The sequence below is a fragment of the Bradyrhizobium macuxiense genome, assembly GCF_007993935.1.
In the GTDB taxonomy this organism is placed as follows: Bacteria; Pseudomonadota; Alphaproteobacteria; order Rhizobiales; family Xanthobacteraceae; genus Bradyrhizobium; species Bradyrhizobium macuxiense_A.
In genome coordinates this window covers 72,270-84,470 of record NZ_VITY01000010.1, presented here as the reverse complement: position 1 = coordinate 84,470, position 12,201 = coordinate 72,270, and the positions used below count along the sequence as shown (strand labels likewise).

10 protein-coding genes are annotated in these 12,201 nt (G+C 65.1%); 5 read left to right on the top strand and 5 right to left on the bottom strand.

Annotation, left to right across the window (positions count from 1 at the left end; translation table 11 throughout):
• Nucleotide 1: 1 nt before the first annotated feature.
• Entirely contained in the window at nucleotides 2-592 is a 591-nt protein-coding gene (locus FBZ93_RS25430; RefSeq protein ID WP_146989547.1) for a class GN sortase, read from the bottom strand.
• A gap of 200 nt (nucleotides 593-792) precedes the next feature.
• A complete protein-coding gene (locus tag FBZ93_RS25425; protein ID WP_433995443.1) occupies nucleotides 793-3,024 on the bottom strand; it encodes a marine proteobacterial sortase target protein in 2,232 nt (743 codons plus the stop codon).
• A 241-nt stretch (nucleotides 3,025-3,265) separates the two neighbouring features.
• Between FBZ93_RS25425 and FBZ93_RS25420 the strand changes: the two genes are divergently transcribed.
• Nucleotides 3,266-4,030 carry a helix-turn-helix domain-containing protein gene (locus FBZ93_RS25420; protein WP_146989543.1) on the top strand — a complete coding sequence of 255 codons (765 nt, stop codon included), beginning with the start codon at nucleotides 3,266-3,268 and terminating at the stop codon, nucleotides 4,028-4,030.
• Between the two features lie 64 nt (nucleotides 4,031-4,094).
• Here FBZ93_RS25420 and FBZ93_RS25415 read toward each other — a convergent pair whose 3' ends face one another.
• From FBZ93_RS25415 to FBZ93_RS25405, 3 genes are all read right to left on the bottom strand, one after another.
• Entirely contained in the window at nucleotides 4,095-4,805 is a 711-nt protein-coding gene (locus FBZ93_RS25415) for a DUF1614 domain-containing protein (RefSeq protein ID WP_146989541.1), read from the bottom strand.
• 249 nt (nucleotides 4,806-5,054) lie between these two features.
• A complete protein-coding gene (locus tag FBZ93_RS25410; RefSeq protein WP_146989539.1) occupies nucleotides 5,055-6,275 on the bottom strand; it encodes an ABC transporter substrate-binding protein in 1,221 nt (406 codons plus the stop codon).
• A gap of 126 nt (nucleotides 6,276-6,401) precedes the next feature.
• On the bottom strand, nucleotides 6,402-7,943 hold the full coding sequence (locus FBZ93_RS25405) for an acyl-CoA synthetase (protein WP_146989537.1): 1,542 nt from the start codon (nucleotides 7,941-7,943) through the stop codon (nucleotides 6,402-6,404).
• A 216-nt stretch (nucleotides 7,944-8,159) separates the two neighbouring features.
• Here FBZ93_RS25405 and FBZ93_RS25400 point away from each other — a divergent pair, with 216 nt between their 5' ends.
• The 4 genes from FBZ93_RS25400 to FBZ93_RS25385 all read left to right on the top strand — a co-directional run bounded on the left by FBZ93_RS25400 (nucleotide 8,160) and on the right by FBZ93_RS25385 (nucleotide 12,152).
• Nucleotides 8,160-9,296: an acyl-CoA dehydrogenase family protein gene (locus FBZ93_RS25400; protein ID WP_146989535.1), complete on the top strand. Its 1,137-nt coding sequence runs from the start codon at nucleotides 8,160-8,162 to the stop codon at nucleotides 9,294-9,296.
• A gap of 95 nt (nucleotides 9,297-9,391) precedes the next feature.
• On the top strand, nucleotides 9,392-10,558 hold the full coding sequence (locus tag FBZ93_RS25395) for an acyl-CoA dehydrogenase family protein (protein ID WP_146989533.1): 1,167 nt from the start codon (nucleotides 9,392-9,394) through the stop codon (nucleotides 10,556-10,558).
• Nucleotides 10,558-11,214: a glutathione S-transferase family protein gene (locus FBZ93_RS25390; protein ID WP_146989531.1), complete on the top strand. Its 657-nt coding sequence runs from the start codon at nucleotides 10,558-10,560 to the stop codon at nucleotides 11,212-11,214. Before FBZ93_RS25395 ends, FBZ93_RS25390 begins: the two co-directional genes overlap by 1 nt.
• Nucleotides 11,215-11,330: 116 nt before the next feature.
• Nucleotides 11,331-12,152: a helix-turn-helix domain-containing protein gene (locus tag FBZ93_RS25385; protein WP_146989529.1), complete on the top strand. Its 822-nt coding sequence runs from the start codon at nucleotides 11,331-11,333 to the stop codon at nucleotides 12,150-12,152.
• Nucleotides 12,153-12,201: the final 49 nt, after the last annotated feature.

Below are 12,201 nucleotides of genomic sequence, written 5' to 3'. Positions count from 1 at the left end.
GTCAGGAACCCGATTCGGGCCGGCCAGAATCGGATTCGATCAAGGTCGCGTGCAGCAGATAGCGCTCGGGCCCCGATGTCAGCGCGTCGAACGGCCAGCAGGTCGACAGCACCAGTTCATAACGGCCGGTCAGCGGATCGATGCCGGATTGATCGAAACGGACGACCGCGCTGCGATCGGCCCGGTAGCGAAACAGCTTGCCGTCGCTCCTCGTGACGTCGATCTCGTCACCGATTGTGATATCTTTCAGAAACCGGAAATGGGTGTCGCGATGCGCGGAATAGACCGCGACGCCGCGCTCGCCGGCATCGACGCTCTGCTCGACATGGCCGGGGCCGAACGCCAGCGCCTGGCCGCTGCTCCCGGCGAGCACGATCGCGGACGCGTGCAGGCGCTTCACCTCGATCCGGGCGACCGGCCAGGTATCGGCCCAGCGCCACGGCTTCACCGGCTGGCCGGTCGCGATGGTCTGCGCGAAGGCGCGCTCCAGCAGCACCTGCGCAAGCAGCGCCTTGGCATGGATATAGGCGCCCTGGCCAAACAGGATCAGGCCGACGAGGGCGAAGGCGAGGGGGAGGATGAGGCGGCGCATTTTCGGCAATCCTCGTCATTGCGAGGAGCGAAGCGACGAAGCAATCCATCTTTCCCCGAATGGTGGCATGGATTGCTTCGCTTCGCTCGCAATGACGGTTGAGGAAAACTGCGCGCGCGGCCCTTGGGGGACGGGTGGGAAGGCCGCGCGCGCTCTTGGAAAGGAGGAGGTCGGGGGGCACCTTCTCCTTTCATCCGACGTCATTGGGGCGACGTCTGACGCCGGTTGAACACCAGAAGCAGAAGGCTGACCGTGAGCAGGATCACACCGGCGACCATCTTCAATTCGGCATCGGTCGCGGTCTTCGGCAGCTGGATGGTACCGGGACCTTGCGTTGCGACCGGTGACCGCTTCAGCGCGGCGAGCTGCACCTTGCCGTTGCCTGCCTCAGCGCGACGCTCGCCCGGTGCAGCCGGAAGACTCGGACGCTCGCCGAACACTTTTGCGAAATCCCAACCGGCGGGCAGGTTGAGCGGCAGCTCGGACAGCTTCAGCGGCGCGCCGTCGGGACGGCTCGGCGTCTTGTCGACCGCAACGAGGCTGGTCAGCCGCGTCACGAGCTGGTGCTCCAGCGCCAGCGCAAGGATGGTCTTGTCGGCATCCTCCGGGTTCGCCTGCCGCGTGGTGCGCGCGACCTCGGCATCCGCGATCTTGCGGCGCGCCCACAGCTTGGAGAGGCCCTTGCCTTCGGCGGCATTCGCGAGCGGCAGCGTCACGCTCCACGGACGGTCGCCGATGCGGCCCTTGATCTCGATCGAGCCGGTGAGCTTGTCGAGCTTCGCAGCCAGCACCAGCGGCTCGTCGCGATAGACGTCGCGCAGTGCCGACGGCGTCAGGTCGGCGGTCGCCTCGGAGAATTTCGCGGAGAGATTGGTCACCGCGGGATTCTCGAGCTTGGCAAACAGGTCGCGCATGCGTTCGTCGACCTGCTCGACCGAGCCGATATGGGTGAAGGTGCCGCGGCCGAGCTCGGCGGCGCGCGTCATGAGGTAAGTGTTCGGCGCCGAGCCGATGCCGACCATGAACACCCGTGAGCGGCCGCGCAGCGCGCTGATGGTCTCGAACAATTGCTGCTCGTTGCCGATGGCGCCGTCGGTCAGGAACACCACTTGCCGGACATGATCAGCGTCGTCGTGGTTGGTGTCGGCCAGCGCGGCGCGCATCGCCGGCACCATCTCGGTGCCGCCGCGGGCCTGTATCGCACTGACGAACGCCGTCGCGTTGCCGATATTGGCGCTGTTGGCCGCGACCGGCGCCGGGAACAGCGTGTCCATGGTGTCGTCGAAGCGGATCACGTTGAAGCGATCAATCGGCTGCAAACGGCCGAGCGCGTAAGTGAGGCTCGCCTTGGCCTGGATGATCGAGGTGCCGCCCATCGAGCCGGAATTGTCGATCACGAAGATCACCTCGCGCGGCAGCGGCCTCTGCTGGGGCTGCTCGACCGATGGCGGCGTGACGAAGGCCAGCAGATAGTCGGAATTGCCGAGATGCTCGCGGAACAGCCCGACCGACGGCGCCTTCTCGGCAACCGGCTTCCAGGTCAGCTCGAAATCGCGATCGGCCGGCACCGGGCCTTCGGCGAGCTTGACGACGCGCGTGGCGCTGTCAGGGCTCTCGATCCTGACCTGGTGGAAATGGCTCGTCACCTCGCCGAGCGGGAAGCCGGCGTTGAGATGCACCGTGATGTTGGTCGGATTGATCGGCGCGTTGGTGGCGGGATCGAGCACCTCGGACGCGATGCGGTCGCGATCCGGCACCGGATCGGTTGTCGTGGCGCCCCAGCCATTGCCATCGGCACGGAGGTCGACGCTCTGCACCACGGGGCGTGGATTGTAGCGCGGGCCGACCACCATCGGCACCCGCAGCGAGAACTCGTTGCCGTTCTGCTGCACCGGCTCCTGATACTCGATCTGCACCAGCACGGTTTCGCCCGGGCCGATATTCGCGACCGAGTTGGTGAAGATGTTCGGCCGCTCCTGTTCGGTGAGCGCCGCCTTCTGGCCATTCTGCTTGGCCTGCTCGTAGATGGCGCGGGCCTGCTGCCGCTCCTTGATGTCGCCGACCACGATGCGGTCGCCGACCACCATCTTCAGCGTATCGACCGCGCCGCCCGCCGGCAGCGGATAGACGTAGGTCGCCTCCACCCAGTCCTTGGTGGGGTTGCGGAAGATCTGCGTGACGCGGGCGCGGACGGTCGGGCCCGACACGGTGAGGTCGACATCAACGCCGAGCCTCAAGGCATCCCTGTAGCCGTCGTCGGTCTTGAACAGCAGCGAGCCGGAGCGCGCATCTGATGGCCGCAGCACCGCCTGTTGCGGCAACTCGGCCGACCACACCGGATCGAAACTCAGGAACAGCGCTGCAAAGCCGATCACCAGCGCGGCTACGCCTTCCACCAGGAAGAACAGCGCGATGCGCATCCTGCGCGACATGCGTATCTGCGGACTGCTCTCACATGCATCGTAAATCGTCATTGTCGTCACTCCCGAGCGAGACTTTCGCTGCCTCGCAATCATGGAGAGTGGCGGTTTTGGCGCGAGCAGAATGATCGGCAATGATTGGCCGCCGTCCGGCGCGGCCCGCCGCCGGTCAAGGCGGGTTTGTGCGGTTTTGTGATGGATTGTCCGGTCTGGTAGACTGCGCGGAATCAAGGGGAACCGGGCAGGAATCAGAATGCCGACGCCTGACAAGCAGCTTTCCGCCGAGCAGAGCCGGCAGGTCGCGGAGACCATCCGCGAGGAAATCGCGCGCCGCCGCATCTCGCGGCAGACGCTGGCCGAGCAGGCCAAGCTCAGCCTCTCGACCTTGGAGAAGGTGCTCGGCGGCCGCCGCCCGTTCACGCTGGCGACCACCGTGCGGCTCGAGCAGGCGCTCGGCGTCTCCCTGCGCAAGCTGCCGGAGGCGATCACGGTCGCGGCGCCCGCCAATGGCGGGATCGCGCCCGATAGCCTCGGATCCTATTCGCGCCGCTCGGTGGCGCGGATCGAAGGGACCTACATCACGGTGCGGCCGTCGTTCGGCGAGCCGGGCGCGTTCTATGCCTATCGCACCGAGATCGCATGGGACGACGCGTCGTCATCGCTCGGCTTCCGCGAGGGCGAGCGGCAGGACGCCGACTACACCCAGTATGGCGAGGTGGCGGTGCCCAATGAATCCGGCTTTGTCTATCTCGTGACTAACAGGCATGGCCAGCATCGCGTGATCACGGTCTCGCGCCCGCGCAATTCCGGCGAGATGTACGGCATCATCACGACGCTGCTCGCCGGCCGCGGCTCGCTGCTGACGCCGGTTGCCGCGCCGATCGCGTTCCTGCCGATCAAGAACGTGCCCAAGCCGAGTCTTGGCCGGGTATCGGCTGACGATGCGAACTACGCCGTCTATCGCGAGCATCTGCGCCGCACGATCGACGAGCCGTTCGCGATCTTCCTGCCGGGATAGCCTCTAGCTTTGACGCGTTTTCTTCACGCGAACCGGTGTCCACTTCGCTCGAATACGCTACGGTTTACGCCGGTCTCGGACGCGCGGGCGCAACCACGCCGGCGATCAACACGGCGAGAATGCCGGTCAGGAAAATGCCGTCAAACGTGCCGGCGCCGCCGATTGACGCAATCGGCGCGCCGAGGCTGCCGATCTTGTCGAGGTTCAACAGATCGGCGCCGAGCAGCGTCCCCGTCGAGCCGCCGATATAGGCGAGCGGTGCGGCGTATTCGCGGGACAGCAACAGCGCGAGGATCGCGGTCGCCACGACCGGGACGAACACGGGCACGGCGATCCCCATGCCCCGCACCGGCGTGGCGCTGGCATGGACAATGGCTGCAATGACGATCGTCGCGATCGCGGCCCTCAGCCAGAGCTGGTAACGCAGCATCAAATAGGCGGACATCACGGCCGGGATCACCGCGCCGCCGACATTGACGGCGAGGATCGTGCTCGGCGATGCCAGATAAGGCACGACATAGCGCATGCCGAAGAAGTCGACGATCTCCCCCGATCGCACCGGCGGTCCGGGCAGCACGGTGATCGGGATGTTGAAATAGCTGCCGATCAGCGAACCGAACAGCAGCAGCAACGCGACGCCGGGGCCGATGCCGAGCCGCATATAAGCGTAGCGCAGGATGCGCAGTTGGATCAGCACCACCAGCACCACGGCGGCGAACACCAGGATCGAGAAGAATCCCGGCGTCAGCGGCAGATAATGAACGTGGGAATGCATCGGTTCGCCAGTCCGGGTTCGGCGCGGCCCCTGTTGTCAGGTAGGAATTTTGGACGGGATCACAAGCAGGAGTCCCGTCATCCTGAGGAGCGCGTAGCGCGTCTCGAAGGATGCACGGCCACCAGCGGGGCCGTCGACCCTTCGAGACGCCGCTCCGCGGCTCCTCAGGGTGACGGTGAGAGACCTAAAAACAACGAAGCCGCCCGAATGGGCGGCTTCGCGATACGTTGGCTTGTCGTCCGCCCGGCGCTAGCCGCCGGTCTCGGCGCTGATGATGTCGCCGAACAGCTCCCACTGTCCGTTCTTGAACTGCATCATCTTGAGTTGCTCGACCGGCGCGAAATCGGTCGCGCTGGTGTTGATCCGGATGCCGGGGATCAGCGTGTCGGGCGCAAAATCCTTCAGGCTGGCGGCCTGCTTCATCACGTTCTCGCGGGTCAGGTTGTCGCCGCATTGCTTGAGCACCTGCACCATGGTCTGCGCCGCGGCGTAGCCATAGACCAGGTTGGCGTCGGACAAATTGGCGCCCGGCAGGTACTTCTCGGCGAAGGCCATGAACTTCTTCATGCCCTCGTCATTCTTCCACTGTGGATCGGAGGCGTCCTTGAGGTAGCCGGCCGACAGCACGCCTTCGGACGCTTCGAGGCCGGCGGGCTTCATGACCGCGCCGATCGAGATCGAGACGTCGGTCATGACGTGCATCGGCTTCCAGCCGATCTCGGCGATCTTCTTGATCGCCTGCGCGGCGAATTTCGGCGTCGAGATGTTGACGAACACGTCGGCTCCGGTGTCCTTCAGCTTGACGATGTGGGAATCGATCGACGGCTCTGTGGTCTCGTAGCTTTCCTCGGCGACGATCTTGACGCTCGATTTGTCGAGTACTTCCTTGAGGCCGATCAGGTAGTCCTTGCCGAAATCGTCATTGGCATAGAAGATCGCGACCTTGGCGTCCGGCTTGGCCTTGAGGATGTACTTGCCGAAGATCCGCGCCTCGACGCGATAGCTCGGCTGGAAGCCCATGGTCCATGGGAAATCCTTCGGATCGTTCCACTTGCTGGCGCCGGTGGCGAGGAACAGCTGCGGCACCTTCTTGGCGTTGTGATACTTCTGCACCGCGGTCTGGGTCGGCGTGCCCAGCGCGTTGAACACCAGGAAGACCTCGTCGCTCTCGATCAGCTTGCGGATCTGCTCCACGGTCTTCGGCGGCGAGTAGCCGTCGTCATAGGAGATCCAGTTGATCTTGCGGCCGTTGATGCCGCCCTGATCGTTGATCATCTTGAAATAGGCTTCTTCGGTCTTGCCGATGACGCCGTAGGCGGAGGCGGGACCGCTATAGGCCTCGACATTGCCGATCTTGATCTCGGTGTCGGAGGCGCCGGTGTCATACTTCTTTTGGGCAAAGGCGGCCTGGGTTGAGAGCAGGCAGAGCGCCGCGGCGGCGGCCAGCAGCGACAGTTTTGTGGTTTTCATAAAGGCAATTTCCTCGATCTATTCTGGTTGGGGACTGACGCAACGAACCCGCAGCCGGTCCCGGCAGACGGTTACGGGGCAATTCTTGTCGCGACGAGATCCGGAGCGCGCGAGGCGCACGTCAGATCACGCCGCAGTATCGGTCGGCTTCGGCTGGCTGAACTGTTGCCGAAGCGTCGGCTTATGAATTTTGCCCGTCGCATTCCGCGGCAGGACATCGATGAACTCGATCAGGCGCGGGCATTTGAACCGCGCCAGATTGGCCTGGCAATGGGCGTGGATCTGGTCCGGCGTCAGCGTGTGGCCCGGCTTCACCGCGATCACGGCCAACCCGACCTCGCCCCACTGCTCGTTCGGAATGCCGATCACGGCGGCTTCGGCGACAGCCGTCAGTTGATGCAGCACGCTCTCGACCTCGGCCGGATAGACGTTCTCGCCGCCGGAAATGTACATGTCCTTCCAGCGGTCGACGATGTAGTAGAAGCCTTCCTCGTCGATCCGCGTGGCGTCGCCGGTGTGCAGCCAGCCGTCGGTGAAGGACGAGGCGTTGGCGTCCGGCCGGTTCCAGTAGCCCGGCGTGATGTTCGGGCCCTTGACCCAGAGCTCGCCGAGCTCGCCGACCGCGGCATCGCTGCCGTCGGGCCGCACGATGCGCACTTCCGTGTGCAGCACCGGCTTGCCGGACGAGCCGGCCTTGCGTGCGGCATCCTCGCGGTCGAGCACCATCACCGCCGGCGAGGTCTCGGTCATGCCATAGCCCTGCTGCAGCGCGACGCCGCGCGCCTCCCAGGTCTTGAGCAGCGGCACCGGCATCGGCGCGCCGCCGACGCCGCCGATCATCAGGCGGCTGAAGTCGGCGGCGGCGAAGGAAGGATGCTGCGCCATGAACTGGTAGATCGCGGGCACGCCGAAGAACACGTTGATGCCCCGCGCGGGATCGCCGATCAGCTTCAGCGCCTCGCCGGGATCGAAGGCGCGCATGATCAGCACCGTGCCGCCGGCATGCAGCACCGGGTTGGTGTAGCAATTCAGCCCGCCGGTGTGGAACAGCGGCAGCACCGTCAGCAGCACCGAGGCCGGCGAGATATAGGCGGGGCCGCCGAGATTGACGCAATTCCAGAACGTCATCCCATGCGTGATGATCGCGCCCTTGGGCTGGCCCGTGGTGCCCGAGGTGTACATGATGGTCGAGATGTCATCGAGTGTGACCTCCTCGAACCGTTCGAGCGGCTTGGCCGCCGCGATGCCGGCTTCATAGGCGCCGCCCGGGCCGAGCCGCACGGTCGACGCGACATCGCAGAGCTTGGCGACCGCAAGCGCGGTCTCGGCGAGGTCGTCGTCATGGATCATCACCTTCGGCGAGGCGTCGCCGGTGATGTAGCGCAGCTCGGGAACGGTGAGGCGGGTGTTGAGCGGCAGGAAGACCGCGCCGATCCGGAAGCAGGCGAACTGGATTTCCAGCGTGTCCGTGGTGTTCAGCGCCAGCACCGCGACCCGATCGCCGCGCGCAACCTTCAGCCCGTCACGCAGCCAGGCGGCAAGCCGCGACACGCGGGCGTCGAGCTCCGCATAACTAAAGCGGCGACCGCTTGCGAGATCGACAAGCGCCATCTTGTCCGGCGTGCGCCGGCGATGATGCGCGATCCAGTCGTAATAACGAACCGGCACATGTCCCTCCTCCGGAACGGTGGTCTTGCGCCGCCTGTTCCTGGCTCGATTGATGCCATGAATTGGCAGTGGAGGGGGCGTATTAGGATACTGTCTTGCGTTTAGTGGCTGGCGGGTGGCCAGATGGAAAACCCGGTCCGGCGGACAGCCACTCGACGCAAGTGAACCGTGAGAAATCCGGACATCGTCGGGCGCGAGAATCAATGGAGCACGCGGATGGCAAACCCGTTCTACACCGGCGAGCATGAGGCCTTTCGCGAGGTGATGCGGCGCTTTGTGGCCAGGGAAATCGAGCCTTATGCCCATCAATGGGACGAGGAGGGTGAGTTTCCGCGCGAACTCTATGCCAGGGCGTCCGAGATCGGGCTGCTCGGCCTCGGTTTTCCGGAAGAATATGGCGGGGTCGCCGCCGATCAGTTCATGAAAATCGTGGCCTCGCAGGAGCTGGCGCGGGCCGGCGCCGGGGGCGTCTCCTCGAGCCTGATGAGCCACACCATCGGCTCGCCGCCGATCGCCCGCGCCGCGCGGCCCGAGGTCAAGGCGCGGGTGCTGCCGGAGGTGCTTGCGGGCAAGAAGATCTCCGCGCTCGCGATCACCGAGCCGAGCGGCGGCTCGGACGTCGCGAACCTCCGTACCAAGGCGCGGCGCGATGGCGACCATTACGTCGTGTCCGGCGAGAAGACCTTCATCACCTCGGGCATGCGTGCCGACTACGTGACGGTCGCGGTGCGCACCGGCGGCGAAGGCCCCGGCGGCGTCAGCCTGCTCTTGATCGAGGGCAATACGCCGGGCCTCTCCCGTACCAAGCTGAAGAAGATGGGCTGGTGGGCGTCGGATACCGCGACGCTTCATTTCGATGAATGCCGCGTGCCGGTCGAAAATTTGATCGGCGAGGAGGGTCAGGGCTTCAAGATCATCATGCAGAACTTCAACAGCGAGCGTATGGGCATGGCGGCGAGCTGCACCGCCTATGCCCGGGTCTGCCTCGACGAGGCGATCGCCTATGCCAAGGAACGCAAGACGTTCGGCAAGCCGATCGCCCAGCACCAGGTCATCCGACACAAGATCGTCGACATGGCGCAGAAGGTCGCGGCGTCGCAGGCGATGCTGGAGATGCTGGCGTGGCGGCTCGGCCAGGGCGAAAGTCCGGTCGCCGAGATCTGCATGATGAAGAACCAGGCGACGCAAACAATGGCGCATTGCGCTTCCGAGGCGGTGCAGATCTTCGGCGGCGCCGGCTTCATGCGCGGCGTCAAGGTCGAGCGCATCTACCGCGAGGTCAAGGTCAACGCCATCGGCGGCGGCACCGAGGAGATCATGAAGGATCTCGCGAGCCGGCAGATGGGGTTGTGAGAGCCCGGAATCCATCGGGCAGGAGATTCGAGTTGAAATGGATTCCGGGCTCGATGCTTCGCATCGCCCCGGAATGACAAGGGATAGACCGAACAATGCTCTTCACCGCCGACCACGACGAGCCACGCCGCGCGCTCCAAAAATTCATCGCGGCCGAGATCAATCCCCATGTCGACGAATGGGAGAAGGCCGACATCTTCCCGGCGCATGAGCTGTTCAAGAAGCTCGGCGATCTCGGCTTCCTCGGGCTCAACAAGCCGGTCGAGTTCGGCGGCCAGGGGCTGGATTACTCCTACGCGCTGATGATGGCCGAGGAGCTCGGGGCCATCACCTGCGGCGGCGTGCCGATGGCGATCGGGGTGCAGACCGACATGGCGACGCCGGCGCTGGCGCGATTCGGCTCCGACGAGGTGCGGCGCGAATTTCTGGCGCCTGCGATCGCGGGCGACCAGGTCGCCTGCATCGGCGTCTCCGAGCCCGGCGCCGGCTCCGACGTCGCCTCGATCAAGACCAACGCCCGCTCCGACGGCGACGACTACGTCATCAATGGCGGCAAGATGTGGATCACCAACGGCACCCAGGCCGACTGGATCTGCCTGCTCGCCAACACCAGCGACGGCCAGGTCCATCGCAACAAGTCGCTGATCTGCGTGCCGATGAAAACCAAGGGCGTGCAGGTCGCGCGCAAGCTCGACAAGCTCGGCATGCGCTCGTCGGATACGGCGCAGATATTCTTCGACAATGTCCGGGTTCCGAAGCGCAACCGGATCGGCGAGGAAGGCCAAGGCTTCACCTATCAGATGATCCAGTTCCAGGAAGAGCGGCTGTGGGGCGCGGCGGCCTGCCTGAAGGCGCACGAGTTCATCATCAACGAGACCATCGAGTATACCCGCAACCGCAAGGCGTTCGGCGGCTCGATCCTCGATAATCAGGTGGTGCACTTCAAGCTTGCGGAGATGCAGACCGAGGTCGAGCTGCTGCGCTCGCTGATCTATCGCGCCGCCGAGGCGCTGGTCGCCGGCGAGGACGTGACCCGGCTCGCGACCATGGCGAAACTGAAGGCCGGTCGGCTCGGCCGCGAGCTGACCGATGCCTGCCTGCAATATTGGGGCGGCATGGGTTTTACCAATGAGACGCCGGTCAGCAGGGCCTATCGCGACAGCCGTCTGACCTCGATCGGCGGCGGTGCCGACGAGGTGATGCTCATGGTATTGTGCAAGATGATGGGCACGCTGCCTGGCCTGAAGAAGGGAAACGCCTGATGATCACGCTCTATCACTGCGACGCCGCGCGCTCGTTCCGCCCGCTGTGGATGCTGGAGGAGCTCGGGCTGCCCTATGAGCTGAAAATGCTACCGTTCCCGCCGCGCGTGTTCGCCAAGGAATATCTCGGCATCAATCCGCTCGGCACCATCCCGTTCATGGTCGACGGCGAGACCAGGATGACGGAGTCCTCCGGCATCTGCCACTACCTCGGCAGCAAATACGGTCCGACGCCGCTGATCGTGGGCGCCGACGAGCCGGCCTATGGCGCGTTCCTGAACTGGATGTATTTTTCCGATGCAACGCTGACCTTTCCGCAGACATTGGTGCTCCGCTATAGCCAGCTCGAGCCGGAGGAGCGGCGCAACCCGCAGGTCTCCGGCGACTATGCAAAATGGTTCCTCGGCCGCCTGCGCGCAGTGGAGGCCGCCGCCGCGAAGTCGGAATTCCTCTGCGCGGAACGCTTCACCGCCGCCGACATCGCCAACGGTTATGCGCTCCGGCTTGCCAGCAATATCGGCCTTGCCAAGGATTTCGGGCCGAATGTCGCGGCCTATTGGGCGCGGCTGCAGCAGCGCGAAGGTTACAAGCGTGCGGTGGCGTCGGAGCAAAAAGCCGGGAAGGAACAGAATGTTGCGCCGCGCCCGCGACCTTGATCGCGCCGGCGTCGATGTGCCTCGGAATTGATCCAGCGCCTCGGTGACAGCTTGCGAATTTGCGCTATGGTAGCTCCGCCGCAGCGGCCCAAAGAGCCGCGCGAGGAGGAACCGCCATGGACGCGATCGTGGACGCGAAGTGCCAGAAGTCCGGCCAGCAGTCCGGCCACCGGATGCTGATCACGCCGGAGCGGGTGTTCTATGCCGGGCTGCTCGGCCGACCGCGCGAACGCTGCCCCGGCGCATTCCATGTCTATGTCGCGATCCGCGACGGCTTGCATCTGTCGACCAGCGAGGGCCGCGAGTCCCATGGCGAGCTCGCGGTGACGATGCCGAACCTCCGCCACACCATCACCAGCGAATATCGTTCCGCGATCTGCGTTGCGATCGAGCCGGAGAGCGTGCCCGACGGCACGCTGGAAGCGGTCGCCCGCCGCCTGCAGGGACCGGACTCGCATTTGTTTGCGAACCGGATCCGCAACGCCTATGCGACGCTCGCCGAGATGCAGCATCGCGACGCGATCGCCAATGCCGAGTTCGACACGATGTGCTTCGGCGACGCACTGCCGCAACGGGTGCTCGATCCGCGCGTCGTGCGCGCGATCGGCCGCATCGGGCGGTTCTCCGGCGAGCCGGTGACCGCGGCAGGTTGCGCCGCCGAGGCGGGGCTGTCGCCGTCGCGCTTCCTGCATCTGTTCAAGGAGGAGACCGGGATCTCGTTCCGCTCCTTCCGCGCCTGGAAGCGCGCGCGGCATCTGCTGCACTTCGCCAACCAGGACATCAACCTCGCGCATCTCGCGCAGGATATCGGTTATCCCGACTCGACCCATTTCAGCCACTCGATCCGCCGATTCTATGGCCTGAAGCCACGCGCGATCTTCTCCGGCTCGCGCGATCTCGCGATCTACCGCACCGGGCAAGAGCGCGCGCTGACGTAACGTCGTCGTCCCGGCGAAAGCCGGGACCCATACCGCGTGATTCATCAAT